Consider the following 24,168-nt stretch of genomic DNA (forward strand, 5'->3'; position numbering starts at 1 on the left):
AAATACTCATTTAAAAAGTCAAAATAAGCACTTATCCCCAGTTCTTATTTACACATATAGGTTGTTCCACTCAAGGAAAACAAAATGACGATTTCAAACACAACAGACTTGCCTTCTCCCTTGATGTCATCACAGCAGCACAATGGGAAATTTAGCAATACACGGCCGAATCTGCACACACATTCTTTCGGAAAAACGCTCGGCTTAATGTGGAAATTTTTATTTAACAAACCCAAAAATACGGTGCCAAACCGAGAAATTCCTGTGTTAAGTTTATCAAAACAACAACTCATGAGTGCCCCTGATCGTTCGCTATTTCGTCTTGGGCATTCAACCATTTTATTAAAATTGCGTAATGAATTTTGGTTAACCGATCCTGTTTTTTCTGAACGCGCCTCGCCTTTTCAGTGGATTGGCCCAAAGCGTTTTCATCAACCACCAATTAGCATTGCTGACTTACCGCCGATTAAAGGCGTGATCTTGTCACATAACCACTACGACCACCTCGACTACCATGCAGTACTCCAACTCAAAGATAAAGTTGAACACTTCTTAACACCGCTTGGTGTTGGTGACGCACTGATTAAATGGGGCGTGCCAGCAGAAAAGGTGCAGCAACTTGATTGGTGGGACACGACTCATGTAGATGGTCTTGAGCTGATTGCCACCCCTGCTCATCATTTTTCAGGTCGTGGTATGGGTGATAGCAATGCAACACTATGGGCATCGTGGGTGATGATTATTGATAATGATTTACGGGTGTTTTTTAGTGGTGATACGGGTTATTTCGATGGATTTAAAGAGATTGGACACCGTTATGGCCCCTTCGATCTTACCATGTTAGAAACTGGTGCCTATGATCCAGAATGGCCAGATGTTCACATGCAACCTGAGCAAACTTTACAAGCTCATCTGGATTTAAAAGGACGTCATTTGTTGCCTGTCCATAATGGAACTTTTGACTTGGCCCTGCATGCTTGGGATGACCCATTCGAACGGATTGTGGCTTTGGCTCAGCAAAATAACTTAGCAATCAGTACTCCTCAAATGGGTGAAATATTGGACTTAAATCAGCCAAATGTCGAAAATTATTGGTGGCGTTCGTGATTTTTTTCGATCCTTTTTAAATTATTTATCTCACACAACCTTAGGTTAAAGCTATTTAAATTCAGTGATATAACCCTATTCTTTTTATTTTATTATCTCTTGTTAAAACTAGGACTAACTTTGTCTTAGTTTTATTGTTGACTTAAAACACAGACTACATTAGTCTGTGTTTGTAATTGATCAATTATGAAATGAAATGGCTTATATCACTAGTAGCGTCGAGTATGCGATTCACTGTCTTCTTTTTCTGGTAAATAATGAAGATAAACCATTGAGTAGTAAGGATTTGGCTGAATTGCAAGGCGTCTCTCCTAGCTTTATGGCCAAGATCTTTCCTAAACTTGAAAAGGCAAAACTTGTTTTGGCGCAAGAAGGCGTTCGTGGCGGGTATTTACTGGCCCGATCTGCTCACGAAATCAGTTTTCTCGATATTGTGAATGCAATTGAAGGTGAAAAACCGCTTTTTGAATGCCAAGAAGTTCGTGGAAAATGTGCGGTCTTTAATAATGCTCCACCCAATTGGGCAACAAATGGGGTCTGTGCCGTACATGCTGTTATGTTACAGGCCGAGAAAGCGATGCAAGATGCATTAGGCGCGCATACACTGGGTGATATTGCCGACCGTTTTAGCCGTTATGCACCTGATGTATTTTTTAGTGATGTGAATGGCTGGATCAATGAACGCATCGAAGGAAGAACAGCAAAAATGCGGAAAAGTAAAATAGCACGCGATATTCCCGACTAAAGCGTGATAGGACTTAGTATCCTAAAGTAATCACACTCCTAACCTTTTTACCCCCCCTTCTCAGATTTTTCGAACAGTCAGAGAAAGGATTCGCTCATCCTGAATTTTATGATGAGTTGGAATTTGTATGTTCGAATGAATCGACCAAAAGGATCATTAAATGAGTAAGCGTATTATTATTGCCGGTTCTGGCTTTGCAGGTCTATGGGCTGCACTTGCCGCACAACGAGCCATTCATTTGGCTGCGCAACAACAAAATATTGAAGTGCTGATGGTTTCCCCGAGTCCGAATGTTGATATTCGTCCTCGTCTTTATGAAGCTGTACTTGAAAATATGTACCCTGACATTTTAGAGATATTGAATGTTGTTGACGTTAAATATGTAGCCGGCTGGGTAAATGAAGTGAATGCTGCGGCCCAAAATCTTGTGATGACAACAATCGACGGCGATCAACAAAGCTTAAGTTATGACCGTTTTATTTTGGCAACAGGAAGTACTGGCTATATGCCGCCTATCCCTGGTCTTAAAGAATATGGATTTAGTGTCAGCACATTGGAAGATGCTGAAAAGCTAGATCAGCATCTTAGAAGCCTAGCCAATAAGCCTGCCAGTGCGGCACGTAATACCGTAGTTGTTGCTGGTGGTGGACTTACAGGGCTTGAAACAGTGACGGAAATGCCTGAACGCCTGCGTAGCATTTTAGCTGAAACTGATATTCGTGTGGTTTTGGTTGATTCATCAGCAGAAATCGGTGCAGCAATTGGTGACGAAGCAGCAGCTGTGATTCGTGAAGCACTCACTGAACTGGGTGTTGAAGCTATAGCGGGTTTACGCGTTACCGCACTTGATGCCGCTGGTGTCACCCTTTCTAATGGTGAAAGAATCGAAACAGAAACCGTCATTTGGACAGCAGGCATGCGTGCCAATTCGCTTACTGCTCAAATTGCAGGTGAAAAAGATAATTTAGGGCGTATTCTAGCTGATGCTTATTTGCATGCGCCTGATGCAAAACATATTTTTGTGACGGGTGATACGGTAAAAGTTGCAACCGATGATTTAGGAAATTTCAACGTCATGTCTTGCCAACATGCCATGAGTCTAGGCCGTGTTGCAGGTTATAATGCAGCCGCAGAGTTAGTCAATTTACCATTACACCCGTATAGCCAGCCAAAGTATGTGACTTGTGTTGATTTAGGTCCATGGGGTGCACTTTATACGGAAGGCTGGGATCGACAAGTTAAATTTGTACGTGAAGAAGCGAAAAAAATTAAGCAAGAAATTAATACGGTATGGATATATCCACCCACCGCAGATCGCGAAGCCATTTTTGCCGTAGCAAACCCTGATTTTGTTATTGTTCCTTAACATAAGCTGTTTTTATTAACCATAGTTCTGTTTGAAAACCTCAGAAGTCGAAAGTGACTTTTGGGGTTTCATTTTGAATCATGATAACTCATGGCATGGTCGTATATTCTATTACCACCTTTTCACTTGAGTCGTTGAAGTCAGTGCTTGCTGTGGAGATGTGCTGGCAAAGGTCAAATTGACAGAATAGATTGAAATACAATATTTTCTGTAGCCATAAGTGTATAATTCTCGATAGTTTATGATTTAGTTCTAATATGAAGAATATACCGTCTGATAACACTCAAATTAGCATGGTTTCGACCTTTTCTGAACTTGTGAATTCCAATTTTCAAGGTGTGATGAATGCCATTTGCTGGCATCGTGATTTGTTAGGTGATTTTCAAGAGATTGTGGCTAAACTTGAGTTAAAAGAAAACATTACAGAAATCTCTGTTGAAGATCTTTTGGCGTTACAACTTTCAGAACAAGGCAGTCAGGCAAGAGAGACCATCTTAAGTGATATACAGCGCTTAATTGATTTCGGTGCTTCCCCTTCACTTAATCTACTGAAATGCTACGAACGCGATGAAGAGCTCGATTTCATTTCTACCGATGTATATTCATATCATGTGGATCGTTCCCCCATCGAAACAGATACTTTTCTATGTACTTATCACGGTCCAGCAAGTGATATCCTGCCTCATGAACAAGTCGAGCAAAAGATTCAAATTCCAGAAATCAGAGTAAAGCTCAAAGAATTACATAATGGCCCAGAAGCTGAATTTGAAACATTCTTAGAAGAGTATTTTTTTGATTTACACTACCAACCTAAACCAAATGCCAAACCAGTGAATTTAGGCACAGGTCATCTTTGGCGTTTAGCGGTAGATCATCCCACACAACAGGCCTTCCCTTGTGTTCATCGAGCGCCTGTTGAAAATGAGGGTGAATATAGACTGCTCTTGATTTGTTGAATATTTATTTGATTTTAAATTTCATCTGCTTATTAATTTATTTTATGGTTTTGCCAAATATTGATCTAGATTTTTATGGGCCAAATTAAGGAAAAGATCATGGCTAAAGCAACTACCCCAGAACAAATCCCATATTTATTCCAAACTGCGTGGAATGAGCATGATATGGTGGCCTTCGCATCGTTATTTTGTGAGGATGCAAGCTTTGTAAATCGTTTTGGGCACTATGTAAAAGGTATAAAAGAAATTGTTGCCTTACATGTTCCTATTCATGAAACCATCTATCGCGATTCGACGCTTCAGAATGAAATCATTGAGCTGAGTTCAATCACAGAGGATGTGGTGATTATTCATTTTTGGAGCAGATTAACCGCTGGCACTGCCCATCCAGCGGGTCCACATCAAGTGGATACATTGATTCTAGCGGTCCTATGCAAACAGAACGGATTTTGGTTGATTCGTGCCGTAGAAAACGTAACCCTCACCAATCCACGCACAGGCCAAACAATCTTAAGAGATGACTAAAATTTAGAGACTACTGTTCCCATCATCAAATTGTTGGACTCTAAATCATCATTATGGCAAGGGATGCTGTTTCACATGTAATTTTAAAATTCGTCTTAACTCTAGAATTGCTTCAGGTTTTTCCTGAATCGAATGCCCACCTTGAACGATTTTTTCGGATAATGCCCCCTCTAAATGCGAGCTGGTATATGGAACGATACCATCTGTCATTTTATTGGGGTCTTGGTTTTGCGTGATATTCCCCATGATTGAATGGTACGCTAAACCCTTTATTGGTTGAATATCCTGACTCATTTTCATAAATTTAGATTGATAACTTAAATCACTTGGTCCATTTTCAATAATGCCTGATTCAAGACTATTTTTCATTTGCTGTAGGTCAATCTTCTTTTCTGTGACCGCAACCTCAGCTGCATTTAAAAACTTACTGGGTAAATGAATAACTTTACGTAATGCAAGCGTAAACCAACGATCTGCATAGGCAGTACCTTTGTGTGGCGTTGCAATAAAAATAATGCGGTTAATTTGATCAATTGGACGGAAGACAAAGCGCTTACTGACGGCGGGTGAAAAAATAAAATCATGTGCTTTATCATTATTGATGGCTTCTACTGCCTGCTGACGGATATCACCTTGCCCCATGATCAAGCGACTAATAATCCCGCCCATACTATGCCCAATCAGAACAGCGTCAGACATTGCAGCATCTTTAGGATCATGCATTGCAAATGCCTGTTTTAACAAGGCATAAATCTGGGCACGACTTTCTAAAATCGGCATGTTGGTGGAGTAGAAAACCTGCCAAACCTGATAATGCTTACGCAGGTTCTCATCCCCTAAAATATCATTCGTCAGTGCAATCCATGCCTCTGGGCTACTGGCTAAGCCATGAATAAAGATAATGATTTTCTTATTCGGATTATAGGGTTCCAACATAAACAAATGTGGCATGCTGAGTTGTTCTTTACGATCAATCAAGGTTTTATATCCTGTTCCCCCCAAGTTGTTCTCAGCTAGCCAAAGACCATATGGAGCAGAATAATTTGCGGTTAATAGATAATTCTGCCCAGCAACTTTAACTTCGTCATAGCGAAAAGGATCAATCAGCTGAATTTCTAACGGTGCATCTTTAAGTAGCTGCTGAACTGAAGTTTTTCCGTTCGGTTGTGCCACAGCAGTAACAGATAAATATCTTGCGGTATGAATATAGGGATTTTCTTTACCTGCATAATAACTTTCTGGATCATAAATATAATTAGGATTCAATGGCTGCTTATTCTTTGCAACCAACACAAATTCTGAGCCAAAACCATCTCGACGGTTAACACTATAAAATCCAGAAAAACGCATATTGTAGCTTGATTGCAGTAATTGAATATCTGTTGTTGCCAATTCAGGATAATCATCGAAATTGAAAGAATAACGATGCTGATTAATGAGTAATTGTTTTGGAAAATGAGTAAATTGATAGCGTAAATAAGCAGTCGTGATCAATCGTGAAAGTGCTACGTTATAAAAAAGTCGAACCTGCGTTTGCCTCTGATCAAAAATACGTTGTTGAGGTGTATATTGCGTTTCAAATAAATAGGCATAGCTAAAACGAATACTCTGATCAAGTAAAGTCAGTACTTGATCTAAACACTGATTTTGTTTTGTTGAATGCTGTATTTGTGACAGGGGAATATCACAATGTTTTTCATGACTGAGTTGCAATGCACGTGTTAGATAAATCTCACTGGCTGCAGCATAACTTTGCTCACTATTATCGGTTAATTTCTGTTGTAGTGTTTGTACACATTGATCCGGCTGACTTATACATTGATCAATTTTAAGACCAGACAGTAATAAGGTATTCTGTGTAGCATCGCTTAATTGAGGTCTCGTTAAAATACTTTGAGTTTTATCGGTCAAGGATGCACTCAAACTTCGTTGTTGAAGTTTGACGAGCTGACAGGCAGATAAGCTGTAAAAGAGACAAAGTAAAACAATGCCCTTTATTAGCGTTCTTCTATTGATTATCATGCGATACAACCTCATTCATCACGATTCAACAACAAAGCACTAACTCTGTCCGTTTATGTTTCAGGTTGAACAAAACGATGATGAGCTGCAAGATAAGCCAAATAAAGCACAGGAATGATAAAGAAAGCAACACTCCAAAAATCGAGGTAAACATAAAGAATCGCCCCCAAAAACGCACCCACAATAAAACCCATCACAATGCTGAAACTTTGTAGTAACTTTTGTTTATTCTCAGAATTAGGCTGATGAATATAATTAGAAATATCAATCCCTAACTGAGTCGTATTTCCAGTCATCATGGTACTCGGACTGATATGTTTAATCAGGGTTTTACTTGATGTGTTTCGAATTGCCAAGGCAATTAAGCCCAAACCACCCGTAACAGCAACAGTGAGACAATTTGCATTCTGAAAAGGTTCAAAATAAAGACCTGACAGCATAAAACCCGTTAAAAAAATGGCTTCGCCCAGAAATAAATAACTGAGCGTCTTACTCTTTTGACGACTATGATCAATACAGAACTTGGTGACTGCAACCGTCACAATGAACAATGGTATTGCAGCCAGTTTAATCCAGATACCAGATCCACCACTTACCCATGCAGCCCCAGCCAGTACCAAGTTTCCAGTCACATGGGCAGTGAAAAAACCGAACAGTGCAATAAAACCTATGGTATCAATTGCACCGCCAACGACAGTGAGTAATACTGGATCTCGACAACTGTCCCATAAGCTCAAGGGCTGTTTTTTTATATTCTCATCCATCTTCTAATTCCTAAAAAACAAGCCTATATTCGGCTAGATTTCAACTGATCAAATTTCTTAGCGCAGGAAGTAATTGTTCACCGATCACCATTCCTAACAGGCCACACAATGCCACTAACGGTGGTGCTGGTGATTTAACATTCAACAAGTAATATATGACACCGACCAAAAGCCCAGCAGCTAAAGAGATCAAATACATTTTCATCGTGCTTTTCCCTAGATTTCACTTAAAATAAAGTGAAATCTATCTGCGGATCCAAGTTAAAAAGCAAAACAAGAGCAGCCCAATGCACCCCAAAAAGACTTTTTGTCTTTGTCATTAATGGGCACATCCAGCATCCATGCATGGCTATGCCCATGCATACCACAGCTACTAGAACACGCACACGCTGCCGAGCTACTTTGTAACGGTGATAACGAAGATGCATTGCGATTTTCTGACCGTCGCCATTGCCCACCAAAACGTTTGACTGGTGACCAATCTGGTGATGCTAGTGGAATCGATGGATCTTGATCCTTAAACTCTGCACCTGCATAGACAATTTTTCCATTCATCACCGTCAGAACAGACTCAATCCACTGAATTTCATCATCTTCTACATTAAAGTAGTCATCTGAAAGCACTATCAGGTCGGCAAGCTCACCTGAACTTAATGCACCTTTATGCTGATGTTCTCCAGAGAACCATGCAGAGCCTTTGGTCCAAAGCTTTAACGCTGTTTTTCTGTCTAATAGATTTTGTTCATCATAAAGTGGTAAACCACCCACTGTTTTGCCTGTACTTAACCAACTTAAGCATACCCATGGGTTATATGAAGCAACACGTGTCGCATCCGTACCCGCCCCAACGGGTACGCCTAACTCCAGCATTCTTTTCACAGGCGGAGTCGATTTTACAGCGTCCAAACCATAACGCTGAACAAAAATCTCACCTTGATAAGCCATACGATGTTGAATCGCAATACCCCCACCCAAAGCACCAATCCGCTCAATATTTCGATCTGAAACAGTTTCAGCATGGTCGATAATGAAACGCGTCGCAAAAGGCTGTCTACCGTTGACGCGTTCGAAGACATTCAATAAACGATTAATACTTTCATCATAGGTGGCGTGAATGCGGAATGGCCATTTCTTTTCAGCCAACAACTCAACAATGCTTTCTAGTTCAGCTTCCATCTTTTCTGGTAAATCTGGTCGTGGTTCATAGAAATTTTCAAAGTCTCCTGCTGACCATGTCAGGTTTTCCCCTGCGCCGTTTACCTTCAGTAATTCATCGCCATCACCAGGGAATGTCATCTCCGTCCATTTTTTATAATCATCAAGTTCTTCTCCTGCTTTTTGCGCAAATAGGTTATAAGCAATCCGAACTGTCATTTGATCATTATTATGCAGAGACTGAATCACCTCATAATCATCAGGATAATTTTGACCACCACCTCCCGCATCAATTGCGGAGGTAATACCTAAACGATTTAGTTCACGCATAAAATGACGTGTAGAATTGACCTGATCTTCAAGCGGCAGTTTTGGTGCCTTTCCTAAAGTAGAATAGAGAATCATTGCGGATGGTGTCGCGAGAAGCAGTCCAGTCGGCTCAGCTCTCTCATTTCTCTGAATCTTTCCACCTGGTGGGTCTGGCGTATCTTTATTAAAACCCAGTACCTCAAGTGCAGCACGATTCAGCATGGCGCTGGCATAAAGATGTAAGACAAATACGGGGGTATCTGGAGCGGCTCGATTCAGCTCATCCAGCGTTGGCATTCTTTTTTCCACAAACTGAAATTCAGTCCAACCGCCCACGACTCTAACCCATTGTGGTGCTGGCGTATTCTCTGCCTGCTCTTTTAACAACCTCAATGCATCTGAGAGCGAAGGAACACCTTCCCAACGTAACTCCATATTATAGTTCAAACCACCTCTAATAATATGTAAGTGGCTATCATTTAAACCTGGAATGACTCGACGGCCATTTAAATCAATCACTTTGGTGGTACTGCTTGATAAGCGCATGATGTCATCATCACTGCCCGTTTTTACAACTTTTCCATCAGCAATTGCAATCGCTTGCGCCTCTGAACTCTGTTCATCAAGGGTGGTTATTTTGGCATTTCTTAAAATCAATTGAACGTCTGACATCAGTCATTCCCTCCGAGTCTAGCCTTATTATTTTCAGTTTTAGCTAGTGGAGGCATATCATGACTCCACCATTTTTAGTTATTTCGCTGCAATCGGCACCAATACTTCGTGTGCTGAAGTGCTACGTTCTGCTGTCTTATGTACCATGGTATATGCATAGTCGACACCCATCCCATAGGCACCTGAATGTTCCCGAACAATATTCATCACTGCATTATAAGTATCACGTTTTGCCCAATCACGTTGCCATTCAAGTAAAACCTGTTGCCATGTCACTGGAATGACACCCGCTTGGATCATTCGTTGCATTGCATAGTCATGTGCTTCTTTGCTGGTACCTCCCGAAGCATCTGCAACCATGTAAATTTCATAACCGCCTTCTAGCATCGCACTTAAAGCAAATGAGTTATTACATACCTCTGTCCATAAGCCTGAAACAATTACTTTTTTTCGTTTATTATTTGCTAAGGCATCACGTACTTTCTGATCATCCCAAGAGTTCATTGAAGTACGTTCTAATAATGGTGCTTGAGGAAATACATCTAATAGTTCTGGATAGGTATGACCTGAAAAGCTTTCTGTTTCAACGGTTGTAATGATGCTTGGAATATTGAAAACTTTGGCAGCTTTTGCTAAACCTACTGTATTGTTTTTAAGTACTTGACGATCAATCGACTGTACGCCGAATGCCATTTGCGGCTGATGGTCGATAAAAATAATTTGGCTATTTTGCGCAGTTAATAATTCTAAGTTTGAATTGCTCATATTGAATTTCCTTGTTTATCGATATTTTCTGAACACAGGATTAATATTGCAAATATAGAAAAAGAACACAGCAGCATTATTAAGACGAATTGTTCTATTTATAAAACAAATATATTGAATTTACGTGATATTTCATACTTATTAAAATACTGATAAAGATTATTTCTGTATGACATTAAAGAACAAGACCAGCTCATAGCTTAACTGGTCTTTTCAAAATATTCGATTTATCTTTTATAGATAAAGAGAATGCTTATATTTTCAAGTGAGTTAGAAACTTACAGTCCATGACAACTGTGCTGTACGCGGCGCACCAAGGAATAAGTAATCATCCCCGAAGAAACTGCCTACATCTCGCCAATATTTTTTATTAAATAGGTTATCTACATTTAATCTCACGGTATTGTCATAACCATAAGCACGGAAATTATAAACTGTACCTACGTTAAATACCGTATAGCCCGACACTTTTACCGTACCAGTTTTCTCTGCATATTTACTGCTGCTGTACTGCATACCCGCCAGTAAACGCAGTCCTTCCACTTGTGGGAGTTGATAAGACAGATAACTCGCAAAACGGACAGCAGGAATGTTTTGAGTTTGATGGCCTTGATATTCGGCTGACTGAGTATCCTTCAAGCGTGAACGTGTCAATGCTAAAGTCGAGGTGATATCTAGGTTTTTAGCTACACGACCTTGCGCACCGAGTTCTAAGCCAAGATTGTGTTGTTCGCCATCAGCAACAAAATTACTGGCTGTATCTGTATATTGGTTGTCTTGTTTTAAATTAAACAATGCGGCTGTTAGCAATAAATCTTGCCACTGCTGCTTAATACCGATTTCATACTGAGTTGAATGTTTTGGTGCTAATGTTTCAAATTTATTTTCGGCATACCACGGTGCTTGTCCACCATCACTCAGACCTTTTGCATAGGAAGCATAGACATTGGTGCCTTGCCAAGGCTGATACATCAACGCAAATTGAGGTAAAAAGCGATTAAAGTTGGTATCTCTGATTTTCTTGTTTTCTGCATCATAAGCATCTTCATTTAGATGCAGCAGCTTTCCACCCGCCAGAATCGACCATTGCTGATTAAAATCAATCTGATCAAGCAGATTAAGTGCCGTTTGTTGACTGCTAAATGACTTGTAATGCTTACCCAAGGTTGCATTTGAAGGTTGATAAGTTATGTTATCTGTATAGATATTTCCAGTACCGACTAATTCATTGATTGGATCATGCTGCGTATGGCGTTTATAACTATTAGATAATTCTAAATTTAGTGTATGTTGCCAAGTGCCAGTGTTAAATTTTCCACTTAAACCTGTTTTAAATTGATTGGTGAGATAACTGTCATCTGGGCTACGGAAATCATAAATATCGTAATTTCCATTTTGGTCAAAAGTATTACCTAAGCCTGTCGTTTGACATATTTCGCTATAACAACCCCATGCAAAAGCAGAGTAATCATCGACCACCACTCGACTTTGTGAAGCACTTAGATTCGTAGCCCAGTTATTATTGATTTGGTACGTATATTTTAAGCCAGTATTTAAACTTTGATTCGTGACGGGTTTGCCCCAGCTCTGATAACCCAATAAGCGATCCCAATCCACATCTGTAGGTACTTTTTTACCATCAAGTAATTGGTAACCGGGTACGGAACGTTGGCGTTGACGTTGTGATTCAAGATCAAATTCGAGTTTTGAACGATCTGAGATTTTCCAGTCCAAAGCGACTGAACCAAACCAACGCTGTCCATTGGCATGTTCGACATACGGATGGATTTCTTCTTTGGCGAGATTGACTCGATAGCCAAATTGCTGATCTTCACCTAATAAACCACCAACATCCGCTGCTACACGATTGCCCCCATGACTATCTGTTTCCAGTGTAATAGAACGAATATCTTTAGGGCGTTTGGTCACATAATTCACTACACCGCCCGGCGTTGACATGCCACTTTGTAGCGCGCTAATGCCTTTTAAAATTTCAACCTGCGCTTTATTTTCAAGTGCAATATTCTGCTCACCTCTGACCAAGTGACCATTCAGTAAGTAACTTGATCCTAAATTCAAGGCAAAACCACGCATCATAAAGTTTGGATAATAACCAATTGGTGCATAACCCTCACCGACAGCGGCATCATTTTTCACCACGTCGGTTAGGGTCTTGGCATGTTGATCCGCAATCTGCGCGGCTGTCACCGTATGAATAGAAGCAGGAATTTCAGCAAGATTTTTCTGGGTAAAACCCGATAAATTTACGTTAGGCTGAGCGTAAACAGGCTCAGAAATTTCAGCTTTTACCATAATTGGGGCTAATCGCGGTGTTTCCGTGTCAGCATGGACTGATACGGTGTTTAATCCGATACATGAAAATGAACCAACCGCCAATAATGCTTTTTGTAAACGAGAAAATGGATACGTTTTCACAATCGTTGCCTAACCCCAAAAGATAATAATAAAGCTTACACTTTGCGGGCATGAGTATTCACAATTTTCTCAGATAGAACAAGCATGTTAAGCACCAGAACTAATATTTTTTCAGCTTATTGCGCTTTAGCTGGCTACGACCTGATGCCATTCTTCAAAAGGATTTTCAAATTTCTGCCATTGCGCTGCACCTAAGGCCATTTCCTCATCATTTAATAAGCAGGCATCAAACTGTTCAGTCAGTCCCGCCTGATCCATTTCCATCCCAATCAGCACCAGTTCTTGTCGTGCATCACCAGTTGCGTCATCCCAATTCTTTGCGATGACATCGCGGCTTGGTTGATCTTCAGGCCAGTGTTCATCTGGTACAGCTGCCCACCAATACCCTGCTACACCATGTCTGGCCATTGCACCAGCTTGAGACCAAGAACCAGCAAATTCAGGATGAGATGCCAACCAGAAAAAGCCTTTTGAGCGAATAACACCCGGCCATTCAGAATGAATAAAATCAAAAAAACGTTGTGGATGAAAAGGTCGTCTAGCCCGATAGACAAAACTACCAATCCCATATTCTTCAGTTTCAGGCGTATGTTCTCCTCTTAATTCTTTGAGCCAACCAGGAGCTTGTGCGGCTTCATTAAAATCAAATAGCTTGGTATCTAAAATTTTATCCAGATTAACTTGCCCAAATTCAGAAATTTCAATTTTTGCTCTGGGATTGAGTGAATGTAAAATAGCCAACAGTTTTTCTTTTTCTTCTTCATCAATCAGATCTATTTTGTTCAGTATTATCACATCGCAGAATTCAATCTGATCAATTAAAAGATCAACCACATTCCGTTCATCCTGCTCACCTAGTGATTCCCCTCGTGAAGTTAAACTATCAACAGAACGATAATCTTGAAGGAAATTATAAGCATCAACCACAGTAACCATGGTATCCAGGCGAGCAAACTCAGACAGAGAAATGCCATTTTCATCTTCAAAGGTAAAGGTTTCTGCAACGGGTAATGGTTCCGAAATTCCTGTAGATTCAATCACCAATTGATCAAAACGTTTATCTTCTGCTAAACGACGAACCTCGATCAGTAAATCCTCTCGCAGCGTACAACAAATACAGCCATTGCTCATTTCTACCAGCTTTTCATCAGTCCTTGACAGCTCGGCACCGCCCTCACGGACCAATGCTGCATCAATATTGACCTCCGACATATCATTGACAATGACTGCAATTTTGCGTCCTTCGCGATTGTTTAAAATATGATTGAGTAATGTGGTTTTCCCTGCACCTAAAAATCCTGACAAGACAGTTACAGGGAGTTTGGATGGAGTGGCTAAAGAAGAATTCATTGGCTTTCTCACTGGTTAAATATGTTAGCTTTGGTGTTTTGCAGCACATGAAAAACATTGCCCCAATATTTCTAAATATGGGTATTGAGGCTTGAAATTTTTCGCTTTGGTTGTGGTTTCAACACAGCTGTGTAGCTGTGGAATAGTGATACTTTGTACGCTCTGACACTCTGTACAAATTGTGATAAGTTGATAGTTGGAACTCATTTCAGCTTGTTTACTGGCGTACATATTCAATGTATTCAGTTTTAGGATGAGGCATTGATCTGTGAGCTTTTTCAAAATTCTGTAAATTTGCATTGGTGCATGAAAACCATAAGGTTTGGCCTTTTCTAACAGTTCATAAGCACTCATGGCTTTATTTTCTGCGCTTAAGATGTCTAAAATTTTTTGCTGGGCGAATGCGAGTTTCATCTTTTTACACCTTATTATTTTTGGATAAATTATTTATGCACGGTGATGAGCTATAACGATGGTCTACTCCCCATGTGCGATATCCCGCCGTATCAATATGGATTTGTCCAGATGCATAAACACCTAAGCCCAAATTGAGTGCATCTCCGTGGTCTTGCCAAAATTGGCAAAGTTTGGCTTTGGTCTCTTCAATATGTGTCTGTTCGATTAGATCGGGGTTTTCACTTCCGATACGAAAATCCAATGCAGCATTAAAAACATGCCGTGAGGCATTTGCGCCACCTGCACACCGATTTAACTCATAGTTTCGATAAACCGAAGTCACGGTAAACTGATCAATCAGCTTTTGTTCAATCCATTGATTTAAAATATTTAATGTCGGAACAATATTGCCCCATAGCTCTCTGGGGGGAATTTCATATTCAACATAGTTACATTTTTGCCAATCTCTCGCGGTCTGAAAAAACTCGAAATCTGGAATATAAGAATTAAGCCCCTGACGCTTTAGAAATTTTTTGTAGGCTTGTATTTGCTGTTGATATTTCGGTTGGCTCATCCACGATTGATATGAGCTTGGTACTTGCTTCTCCTGCACAATCAATTCAGGTCGTGTGAGATTGGCCTGAGGTAGAGCCGTGTGTTGTGGCTGAATCGTTTGATGTGGGGAATGACAGGCAGAAAGCGCACAAATGCAGCCAAATAGATAAATTTTTTTCATTGTTTGATTCGCCAGACTCTCTCAACTCAAATTAACTACGCAGCGAACTTGTCGATGCATATTGTTATGTTATAACATAACAATATGCATTACAACTGAAGCAAATCGACAAATGAATTCTGCCCTTCCTGATATCTCTGCTGAATCTAAACTCGCAAAGGCATTTGGCCATTCCCTTGATTGGGTTGGCATGGAGAAAATTGCATTACCTGTAACAATTGAAAATACCCGCTGTCAAAGCCAAGTCAATGCCTATGTCAGTCTGGATGACCCTTTAGCCAAGGGGATTCATATGTCACGCTTATATACACGCCTTTTAAAATTAACCACGATTAAAAATATTAACTTAGCTGATCTTAAATTGACGCTAATGGATTTTCTGACAAGCCATCACGATTTATCCAAACATGCCAGAATTGAAATTCATAGCGAACTCTATATTGAAAGACCTGCCCTCATTAGTAAATTATCAGGCTGGAAAAGCTATCCCTTTGTATTGTCCTGCCAACTGTTAAATGATCAATTTGATGCTGAACTTAAAGTCGAAATCCCCTATTCTTCGACCTGCCCGTGTTCTGCCGCCCTTTCTAGAAACATTATTCAGCAACGGTTTGAATCGGCACTGCAAAAACAGGAAATCCGTCTTGATCAACACGATATTATGAATTGGCTGAGTGGAACTGATGCCATTGCGGCAACACCACATAGCCAAAGAAGCTTTGCCATTCTTCATTTCAAATTAGATCAAAATATAAAGCACATCCCATTGATCTTATTTATCAATCAAGCTGAACAAGCTTTAATGACGCCGGTACAAACCGCAGTCAAACGCATTGATGAGCAGGCCTTTGCAATTGCCAATGGTCAAAACCTGATGTTTTGTGAAGATGCGTTGAGACGGCTCTATGGCACATTTATCCATCACAACAGTATTAAAGCTTTCAATTTCAAAGTCATTCATGCAGAAAGCCTACATGCACACGATGCAGTCGCTCAGGGTTCATGGCAATGGTAGAACAAACGATCTTTGAGCAAATGGAGCACGCAGTTCTGGGACAGCAATTCGATTTTGACAGGGTATTTGAACAGATCAAATGGAATCAGGATGGACTGATTCCGGTCATAACCCAAGCGCAGCAAAGCAAAGCTGTTTTGATGATGGCTTGGATGAATCGAGAGGCTCTACTTGAAACCTTAATCACCAGACAAGTTTGTTATTGGTCCAGATCTCGTCAATGTTTATGGCGCAAAGGTGAAAGTTCAGGTCATCGCCAATATTTGACTGAGGCTCGACTCGATTGTGATGGCGACAGCCTGTTATTGGTGGTCAATCAAATTGGTCCTGCCTGCCATACACGGCGTCCCAACTGCTTTTATCTGGGGCTAGCAACTGATCAAGTCACAATTTTAACTGAACCCATGCTTTAACTTATTCGAACGGTCATCCTATGTTACGTAAAAACCCGTCTGGGCATTTGCCTGTCATTGATCAGTCCGCCTATGTGGACCAAACCGCCATTATCTGTGGCAAAGTGATAGTACACGCCAATGTGTTTATTGGTCCTTATGCTGTCATTCGCGCCGATGAAACCAATGAAAATGGAGAAATGGAACCCATCAGCATTGGCGCTAACTCTAATATTCAAGATGGTGTGGTGATTCATTCCAAAGCAGGTGCCGCTGTGATCATTGGCGAGAACTCATCTATTGCGCATCGTTCCATTATTCATGGGCCTTGTGAAATTGGCCATCATGTTTTTGTGGGATTTAACAGCGTGCTGTTTAACTGCAAGATTGGCGCTCACAGTGCAATCCGACACAATGCCGTTGTCGATGGACGAGATTTACCTGCATATTTTTATGTACCGGCTATGAGCTATATCAATCCAAAAACTGATTTAAGCCAATATCCTCCTATTGATATCTCGATCAGTGAGTTTTCAGAAAGTGTCGTCACCACCAATATTGAGTTGGTCAAAGGCTACAAGGCATTACACAATGAATTTTAAACAGTATCCAAACATCATTATTCGCAATGCTAATCTGGTCAATGAAGGAAGGCAGCAGATCGCAGATGTGCTTATTCAAAATGGTCGAATTGAAAAAATAGCGACAACAATAACAGGAATATTTAATGCAAAAACCATTGATGCTCAAGGGGCTTGGCTTATCCCAGGCATGATTGATGATCAGGTTCATTTCAGAGAACCAGGTGCACCGCATAAAGGAAATATTGCCTCAGAATCCATGGCAGCCACAATTGGTGGTATTACCAGCTATATGGATATGCCCAATACCAATCCCCCGACATTAGATCTTGAAAGTTTGCTGCAAAAGAAGCAGATTGCAGCACGGCAGAGTCGAGCAAATTATGCTTTTCATTTTGGAGTGAGTGCAAATAACTTAGACCTCATTGAACAACTTGATCCAAAACTCGTCAGCGGTGTCAAAGTTTTTATGGGGGCATCTACAGGCAATATGCTGGTGGATGATCCCAAAACGCTAGAACGTTTATTTGCCAATGTCCCGACGATCTTGCTGACCCATTGCGAATCGACACCTCAGATCAAAAAGCAACAAGCGCTGCATTTACAACAATACGGTGCAGATATTCCCGCGCGAATGCACCCTAAAATTCGTGATAAACATGCCTGTTTTGAAAGTTCGCGCCTAGCAGTTTCATTGGCCGAAAAATATGCGACTCAACTTCATGTCTTGCATATCTCAACGGCCAAAGAACTCTGCTTATTTAAAAATTTGCCTTTAAACAGAAAGCATATCTCTGCAGAAGTCTGTATTCATCATCTCAGTTTTGATGATTCAGATTACGAAACACTTGGGCATTTAATTAAATGTAACCCAGCAATTAAAACCCTACAGGATAAACAGGCGCTCATCGCAGCCGTTGCCCAGAGTAATCGTTTAGATATTATTGGAACTGATCATGCACCACACACATGGGATGAAAAGCAGCAATCATATTTAAATGCTCCAGCTGGCCTGCCACTGGTTCAGCATGCAATGCCTGCACTAATGGAGCTGGTAGCAGATCGAAAATTGAGTATCGAAACGTTGGTGCGTAAAACTTCTCATCAAGTTGCTGATCTGTTTAAGATCAAAGATCGGGGCTATATTCGAGAGGGCTATTGGGCTGACCTAGTGTTATTGCGTAAGAATCATCAAGCAATCGCAGTGAAAGATCAAAAAAACTATATGCACTGTAATTGGAGCCCATTTCAGGATAGGACTTTCCGTTATCAGGTCGATACCACCATTGTTTCAGGCCAACTGGCTTGGCATCAGCAGCAGTTATTTTTAAATTGCCAAGGTCAGGCCTTGGACATAGATCGCTAAACTCGGTTAGGCATCAATTGAAAAAGTCGCTATTCAAGCCCTACTTAAACTTTAGGGCTTGAATAGCTTGCTGTTTAGAATTTAATTTCTATACCAGCTTTGATCGTACGCCCAGGAATAGGCATTCCTATCACAGTACCAGGATCAAAGTTATAACGGTTGGTTAAATTATCGATATTAAAGGAAAGTGCCAGATTAGGATTCCACTGATAGTTCGCAAACAAATCAATTAAGGTTTCAGAGGAAATCTCAGTTACTGCCCGTCCACTTACGCCTGTACCCGCTAACCAACCTTTCGGGTTTTTCTTTTCGGAATGATATTTAGCACGCGCACCCAGAACGAGTTTATTTTGCAACAGGTTTTTACCTATGGTCAGATTGAAAATCTTGCGAGGAGGCAGACGAGTTGAAATCAAGCTCCAAGAATCACCGACTTCATTACAATCTTCTTTACTTGCAGGACAAACCTTAGGTGCTTGATACAAGGTTCCATTCAAACTGGTAAAGAAACTTGGGTGATGATAGGCAAGATCGAACTCTAAACCTTTGAGTACAACTTGATTGTAATTTACGAAAGTATAGGTGGTTGTGTAAGGAAGAATAAAATCTGGTGTAATCTGATTTTCAATCTCTTTTTTCTGCACGCCTTGAGTTAGAAAATCTTTGGTTTGGTTACGGAAATAATTAATATTGAATTTTAAATGATCGGCTGGCGAGAATAGATTGTCACGCTCTCCAATAAAGCCCAATTCTATCAGACGAGAATTTTCTGCTTTGATCGGCAAGTCCGGATCATAACTAAAGGTTTGGCCCGACACTGTCGATTCAAACAGACTTGGACTACGGTAACTATTTGAGAGTTTTCCATAGACATCAATCCCATTCACAATTTGATAGTTCAACTGAGACATCCAGTCTATTTTCCCCTCATATTGACGTGATGCATAACCTTTTGCATTTACGTCTGAATGAGCGACTGGTGTCATTGGCCGATATTGATCACCATAATCTTTTACTTTTGCCTTATGCCATTTACTGCCTAGACTGAGGGTGAAATCGTTAAAAATATAGTCGCCGTTAAGAAAGACTGAGGATTCTTTACGTAATCCATTACGTCCAATTTCATGATCAATAAGATTACGCGGCTTCATCCGTTGTTCATCATAGGTTAAACCATAATTTAAGGTTAAAGTCTCAAATTTACTGGTGTTTTCTAGGTTTAAACCACTGCGATAATCTTGGAAACTATCCCAATATTGATCACCATAATGAGAACCACTGATACCACCAAAACCATTATGTTGACGATATTTCGCGTTGGTATGCCAGATACCCAGTTCCAGATCGACCCAATTATTCTGTTTAGGCTTGTAGGTATAACTGCCGCTCAAGGCATTAATGGCGGCCGAACCGAGAGACCATTGTGGCATGCTATACGCATTTTCAATATATTGTGGCTCAACATACTCGCCATCAATATAGCCATGTGGTGGTGAATTCGGATCGATGACTTTCGATCGATTCCAATAAAACGCCATCACTTCACCCGCTTTTTGCACATGGCGTCGCATATTCACTTCGACACGGTGTTCATCGGTAATATTGACACCTGCTTTAATAATGCCTGAATCACTTTGAAAACTGGTATTCACGACTTCCTGACCTGGACCAACGTCGACAATATCTCGTTTCTCGTAATAATCAATACCATGTTTTCCAGCATAGTAATTGCCCACCTCACGCTTGCTGTAGGCAGCCACCAAGTCAAACATCTCATTGCGATAAGCCAGAGCAAGTGTTCCAGCACCATTTTGAAAGTTGTTTGAAGAAATTTTATTATGGAGCAGGTAAGACATTTGCTCTTTTTCATTATCGGAAGTATGCGGCGTTTTATTATTGTTATAAAAATTACCTTTAAGCATAACACCCGCATTTTGGTTAGGAAGCAGAATGTCATTTGCGCTTAAGGTTCGCATTTTTACAATGCCACCAATCCCGCCTACACTGAATTTTGCGCGTGAAGCGCCTTTTTCGACCTCAATCTGGCTAATCAAATCCATATCGATGTAGGTACGGTCACTTTCTCCTTGATAGCCTCGAAAGGTATGACTGGATTGTAGACTACCATCAATCACCACTGGAACACGCCCTTCTCCCTGCATCCCGCGAATTCCAATGTCAATTGCACCTGCCTCATTCCTTAAACTGTTGACCTGTACCCCGGCAATATCAGAAAAAACATCACCATTACCCGTCCCTCTAAAGCGATTAATCTGTTCTCGATCAAGATGGCTGGTGTTCACCTTTGCTTTTTGTTGTTCCGCTTTCACTTTAATCTCAGGAAGAACAACAACATCTGTCATCATCTGGTTAAAGGGCGCAATGCGCTGACCTTCGACACTGATTTTATTGGAATATTCGGGCACAGCTTGAGCTTTAGCAACCAATACAAAAGTAGAGCCTTGCTGAAGTATTCGAAAAGGTTGACCTGCCAAAAGATAATCAAAGCCTTTTTGCACAGAATATTGACCGGTAATGCCCTTACTTTTCAGGCCTTTTAGCAGTTTGGAATCATAACTTAAGACAATGCCAGACTGTGCAGCAAAGCTGGATAGCACATAACCCAATTGGTTTGCAGGAATTTGATAATATTTTTCCGAAGCCGGTTTCTCAATAGCTGTAACCAACGAGGTGATTTCGGCATAAGCCCCGTGCATACAGACACAATGTATGAGAATTGCCAAAGTTTGCTGTTTGAATTTCATAAGGAGATCCACATTAGGTAATGATTTTCATTTTCACTAACTATTACCCAGTGATTTCGAAGAATGTGACATTTAACTTTCAATTTATTCTGATCTGCTCCATACCCAGACTAAACAAATAAGCAATATCAATAGGATGCTTAACTTTAAATGCATATGTATGGAAGAAAAAAATAAACTGATTGAAATCAATACACAGCTAAAGGTCAGCATGAACTTACGTAAGCGGGAAATCTTTTTAAACCCACCCTGATATTGCACCAGTAGCAGATTGACATAGCGATTTTGAAGCAACCATCGATGTAATCTTGAAGAACTTCTAGCTGCGAAAAAAGTGGCTAAAAATAGAAAGTCAAAGCTAGGTACGCCCGGTAAAACTATGCCCAGCACGGCTAAAATTAAACAGAGCATGGCCAAAACAATATAAACACCACGCACCAGTGATGATGCATGAAGTTTCACTTTGTGTATGTATGGAGAAGATTCAGTATGAACTGAATCTTCACTTTTGGTCTGTTGAGCTAAGGACGCATCTTTTTGCATAGATTTTGTGCTTAGAGCATATTTTTTAACAAGCTACCAAAATAATCAAAGGCTTGCTTGGCGCCCTGAATCACCTGCTCCTGTTCATTCTGGTTCAACTCCGCCGTATCCAGTTCATTGATAAAATGCTTCCAGACTTTTGCTCGTCCTTCTGGATAGGCCGCCAAATTGCGTGCCCCAAAATCTGCAGACAACCCTAACTGTTGTTGTGCCTGTTTAAATAAAAAAGCGGCTCCTAAAGTTGAACCTTCAGAGACATAGATCCAACCTAAGGCTTCAGCAAAACCAACCTTTTCAGTAACGAGTTCTTGTACAGCAGGTCTGATCCCAAGGTCATTTAAATCTAATAATGCAGCTTGTGAACGTCCACGAATATCCAAGTCGGTAATCAGCACAGAGACTTCAGTATGGCGGAACAAATGTTCAACATTTTGCTGAAAATAATATTGCCCTAAAGTAAATTGAGCATAATGCTGCAAATCTGAAAAGACTTGCGCTTGGTGCATTAATTGATGCATATATTCATGTTGACTCGCAGTTTCGTTTTTTAAACGTAAGGCAAGTTGATTGGTCGCAAGTAAAGTTGACATCAGTTTTTCCAGTGTGTTTGCTATAACTGTATTACCCGTTCAACACGCAAAAGCTGACAATTAATTTTATTATTTTTTCACTCCTTTATTATTCGCCTGAATTTTAATCAAATGATCATTTAAATATCGATCCATTTTGACGGGATAACTCAACTCCAGCGCTGCCTGTAAATCCGATAAATTATTTACGGGATAGGAACCTGAGAGTTTTAATCCACTCAATTGCGGATCAATTTCGATATACTGATGTTGATAACGTCCGATCTCTTGGAATAACTGCGCCAAAGGCATGTCAAATGCCATAATCATCTGGTTTTTCCAAGCAAATACATTTGAATCTAAAATACTCAAAGCTTTAAAGTCTGTGTCATCAAAACATAATTGTTCTCCTGCATGCACAACTGTCATTTTTTGAGATTGATTCAAGGTAACTTTAACTGCACTTTCAATGACCCCCAAGCATGTTTGCTGTTGCTGGTTTTGCAGATATTGCACATTGAAAACGGTTCCTAGTGCTTGTAAATGAGCAGATTGAGTCTCGACAAAAAATGGACGATAGCCCTGATTTTCATGTGCGGTATGAATCTGTATTTCGCCATAATGTAACTGGAGCGTTCGTTGCTGGGATGTATAACGGATATCTAAGGCAGTATCAGTATTAAGCTGAAGTTGGGTTCCATCCTCAAGCCTCACCAATTTTTGTTCACCTTTTGCCGTGCTGTAGTCGGCTAACCACCAATATTTATAATCAGAGTGCCAAGCAACCAGCCCTCCTAAACAGGCAAAACAAGCCACCACAAGTTGTTTGGTCCATTTAAACTGAGCCGCACGATTACCTGTTTTGATAAGTTCTTGCCCATTCTCAGGAAAATAATCAAGGCTCATCAATAAGCGTTCTGCTTTAGACCATGCTATTTGGTGGGCAGAACTTTGAGCTTTCCATTGTTCTAACTCGAATTGCTCAGCTTCGGTCAATTTAGCGGCCTGAATTTTTAGAATCCATTCAGCAGCTTCAGTAAAAATTTGCGCTTGGGTCATTTAAATATTAATCCATGACAGCTAGACATTGAGTCAATACAGCCACCAAGTCTCGCATAACAGTCCGTGTCGAAATATTCAAGCGAGTTGCGATTTCCTGTTGTGTCAGCCCTTCGAGTTGCGACCAGATAAAGACCTGCTGTTGGCGTTCAGGTAGCTGATTGAGTAATTGATTAATTAAGCATAAAGATTCGATTGCTGAGAGTTTTTGTTCAGGCGTAATTTCATCATATCCAGCTCGACTTGCAAGCGCCTCCAAATAAGTTTTTTCTATAGATTTACGTTGGTACCAGTTGATTAACAATCCTTTCGCAACTGTCGTCAATAGTGCCCGTGGCTGATCAAAATATAACTGGTCTTTACGTTTCAGAATACGAATAAAGGTATCGTGGGCTAAATCTGCAGCATCCTCACTGTGATTAAGACGTCGCTTTAACCATTGATATAGCCAAGAGTGATGATGACGATAGAGTGTATTGATGGGATCAGACATTTTTAAAGGAGAATGAGAATTATTAGCAATATCTTAACAAAAAATAAGTGAATAAAAACGACTCTTTTTCTTTCTCAAGGT

At 40.4% G+C, this 24,168-nt stretch carries 23 protein-coding genes; 9 read left to right on the forward strand and 14 right to left on the reverse strand.

The window, feature by feature from the left end:
- The first annotated feature begins 84 nt into the window (after positions 1 to 84).
- From F993_RS12920 to F993_RS12900, 5 genes are all read left to right on the forward strand, one after another.
- Positions 85 to 1,107 (forward strand): MBL fold metallo-hydrolase, encoded by a 1,023-nt coding sequence (locus F993_RS12920; RefSeq protein WP_004653467.1) that lies wholly within the window; start codon positions 85 to 87, stop codon positions 1,105 to 1,107.
- Positions 1,108 to 1,303: 196 nt separating this feature from the next.
- Positions 1,304 to 1,852, forward strand: coding sequence for an RrF2 family transcriptional regulator (locus F993_RS12915; protein ID WP_004653468.1), 549 nt, complete (start codon positions 1,304 to 1,306; stop codon positions 1,850 to 1,852).
- A 160-nt stretch (positions 1,853 to 2,012) separates the two neighbouring features.
- Entirely contained in the window at positions 2,013 to 3,218 is a 1,206-nt protein-coding gene (locus F993_RS12910) for an NAD(P)/FAD-dependent oxidoreductase (protein WP_004653469.1), read from the forward strand.
- A gap of 257 nt (positions 3,219 to 3,475) precedes the next feature.
- Positions 3,476 to 4,174 carry a DUF1826 domain-containing protein gene (locus tag F993_RS12905; protein WP_004653470.1) on the forward strand — a complete coding sequence of 233 codons (699 nt, stop codon included), beginning with the start codon at positions 3,476 to 3,478 and terminating at the stop codon, positions 4,172 to 4,174.
- A 99-nt stretch (positions 4,175 to 4,273) separates the two neighbouring features.
- Positions 4,274 to 4,699: an SgcJ/EcaC family oxidoreductase gene (locus F993_RS12900; RefSeq protein WP_004653471.1), complete on the forward strand. Its 426-nt coding sequence runs from the start codon at positions 4,274 to 4,276 to the stop codon at positions 4,697 to 4,699.
- A 51-nt stretch (positions 4,700 to 4,750) separates the two neighbouring features.
- On the opposite strand, the gene F993_RS12895 is transcribed toward F993_RS12900, so the two are convergent.
- The 9 genes from F993_RS12895 to F993_RS12860 form a co-directional block, all read right to left on the reverse strand.
- Positions 4,751 to 6,721, reverse strand: a complete 1,971-nt coding sequence (locus F993_RS12895) for an esterase/lipase family protein (protein WP_004653473.1) — start codon at positions 6,719 to 6,721, stop codon at positions 4,751 to 4,753.
- Between the two features lie 53 nt (positions 6,722 to 6,774).
- Positions 6,775 to 7,485: a YoaK family protein gene (locus F993_RS12890; RefSeq protein ID WP_004653474.1), complete on the reverse strand. Its 711-nt coding sequence runs from the start codon at positions 7,483 to 7,485 to the stop codon at positions 6,775 to 6,777.
- A 40-nt stretch (positions 7,486 to 7,525) separates the two neighbouring features.
- Positions 7,526 to 7,690: a DUF1427 family protein gene (locus F993_RS20030; RefSeq protein ID WP_004653475.1), complete on the reverse strand. Its 165-nt coding sequence runs from the start codon at positions 7,688 to 7,690 to the stop codon at positions 7,526 to 7,528.
- A gap of 56 nt (positions 7,691 to 7,746) precedes the next feature.
- The gene (locus tag F993_RS12885; protein ID WP_004653476.1) at positions 7,747 to 9,621 is read right to left on the reverse strand and encodes an amidohydrolase; all 1,875 of its coding nucleotides are present in this window, start codon (positions 9,619 to 9,621) and stop codon (positions 7,747 to 7,749) included.
- Positions 9,622 to 9,699: 78 nt separating this feature from the next.
- Positions 9,700 to 10,386 (reverse strand): hydrolase, encoded by a 687-nt coding sequence (locus F993_RS12880; protein ID WP_004653478.1) that lies wholly within the window; start codon positions 10,384 to 10,386, stop codon positions 9,700 to 9,702.
- A 270-nt stretch (positions 10,387 to 10,656) separates the two neighbouring features.
- Complete coding sequence (locus F993_RS12875) at positions 10,657 to 12,822, reverse strand: TonB-dependent siderophore receptor (RefSeq protein ID WP_004653479.1); 2,166 nt, start codon at positions 12,820 to 12,822, stop codon at positions 10,657 to 10,659.
- 126 nt (positions 12,823 to 12,948) lie between these two features.
- The gene (gene zigA, locus F993_RS12870; protein ID WP_004653480.1) at positions 12,949 to 14,172 is read right to left on the reverse strand and encodes a zinc metallochaperone GTPase ZigA; all 1,224 of its coding nucleotides are present in this window, start codon (positions 14,170 to 14,172) and stop codon (positions 12,949 to 12,951) included.
- Positions 14,173 to 14,196: 24 nt separating this feature from the next.
- Positions 14,197 to 14,586, reverse strand: a complete 390-nt coding sequence (locus F993_RS12865) for a Fur family transcriptional regulator (RefSeq protein WP_004653481.1) — start codon at positions 14,584 to 14,586, stop codon at positions 14,197 to 14,199.
- 4 nt (positions 14,587 to 14,590) lie between these two features.
- Positions 14,591 to 15,304 (reverse strand): D-Ala-D-Ala carboxypeptidase family metallohydrolase, encoded by a 714-nt coding sequence (locus F993_RS12860; RefSeq protein ID WP_004653482.1) that lies wholly within the window; start codon positions 15,302 to 15,304, stop codon positions 14,591 to 14,593.
- Between the two features lie 112 nt (positions 15,305 to 15,416).
- Between F993_RS12860 and folE2 the strand changes: the two genes are divergently transcribed.
- Genes folE2 through F993_RS12840 form a run of 4 tightly spaced genes read left to right on the forward strand, consistent with a single transcriptional unit; the run spans position 15,417 to position 18,658 of the window.
- Positions 15,417 to 16,319: a GTP cyclohydrolase FolE2 gene (folE2, locus tag F993_RS12855; protein ID WP_004653483.1), complete on the forward strand. Its 903-nt coding sequence runs from the start codon at positions 15,417 to 15,419 to the stop codon at positions 16,317 to 16,319.
- The gene (gene hisI / locus F993_RS12850; RefSeq protein WP_004653485.1) at positions 16,313 to 16,732 is read left to right on the forward strand and encodes a phosphoribosyl-AMP cyclohydrolase; all 420 of its coding nucleotides are present in this window, start codon (positions 16,313 to 16,315) and stop codon (positions 16,730 to 16,732) included. The genes folE2 and hisI overlap by 7 nt, the downstream gene beginning before the upstream one ends.
- 20 nt (positions 16,733 to 16,752) lie before the next feature.
- On the forward strand, positions 16,753 to 17,313 hold the full coding sequence (locus F993_RS12845; RefSeq protein ID WP_004653486.1) for a gamma carbonic anhydrase family protein: 561 nt from the start codon (positions 16,753 to 16,755) through the stop codon (positions 17,311 to 17,313).
- The gene (locus F993_RS12840; protein ID WP_004653487.1) at positions 17,303 to 18,658 is read left to right on the forward strand and encodes a dihydroorotase; all 1,356 of its coding nucleotides are present in this window, start codon (positions 17,303 to 17,305) and stop codon (positions 18,656 to 18,658) included. The genes F993_RS12845 and F993_RS12840 overlap by 11 nt, the downstream gene beginning before the upstream one ends.
- A gap of 74 nt (positions 18,659 to 18,732) precedes the next feature.
- On the opposite strand, the gene F993_RS12835 is transcribed toward F993_RS12840, so the two are convergent.
- The 5 genes from F993_RS12835 to F993_RS12815 all read right to left on the reverse strand — a co-directional run bounded on the left by F993_RS12835 (position 18,733) and on the right by F993_RS12815 (position 24,087).
- Entirely contained in the window at positions 18,733 to 21,423 is a 2,691-nt protein-coding gene (locus F993_RS12835; RefSeq protein ID WP_004653488.1) for a TonB-dependent receptor, read from the reverse strand.
- An 84-nt stretch (positions 21,424 to 21,507) separates the two neighbouring features.
- Positions 21,508 to 21,966 (reverse strand): YbaN family protein, encoded by a 459-nt coding sequence (locus F993_RS12830; RefSeq protein ID WP_004653489.1) that lies wholly within the window; start codon positions 21,964 to 21,966, stop codon positions 21,508 to 21,510.
- Positions 21,967 to 21,977: 11 nt separating this feature from the next.
- Positions 21,978 to 22,556 carry a biliverdin-producing heme oxygenase gene (locus F993_RS12825; RefSeq protein ID WP_004653490.1) on the reverse strand — a complete coding sequence of 193 codons (579 nt, stop codon included), beginning with the start codon at positions 22,554 to 22,556 and terminating at the stop codon, positions 21,978 to 21,980.
- Positions 22,557 to 22,625: 69 nt separating this feature from the next.
- A complete protein-coding gene (locus tag F993_RS12820) occupies positions 22,626 to 23,594 on the reverse strand; it encodes a FecR domain-containing protein (RefSeq protein ID WP_004653491.1) in 969 nt (322 codons plus the stop codon).
- Between the two features lie 7 nt (positions 23,595 to 23,601).
- Entirely contained in the window at positions 23,602 to 24,087 is a 486-nt protein-coding gene (locus F993_RS12815) for a sigma-70 family RNA polymerase sigma factor (RefSeq protein ID WP_004653492.1), read from the reverse strand.
- Positions 24,088 to 24,168: the final 81 nt, after the last annotated feature.

Origin of the sequence: Acinetobacter proteolyticus, assembly GCF_000367945.1 — a bacterium.
In the GTDB taxonomy this organism is placed as follows: domain Bacteria; phylum Pseudomonadota; class Gammaproteobacteria; order Pseudomonadales; family Moraxellaceae; genus Acinetobacter; species Acinetobacter proteolyticus.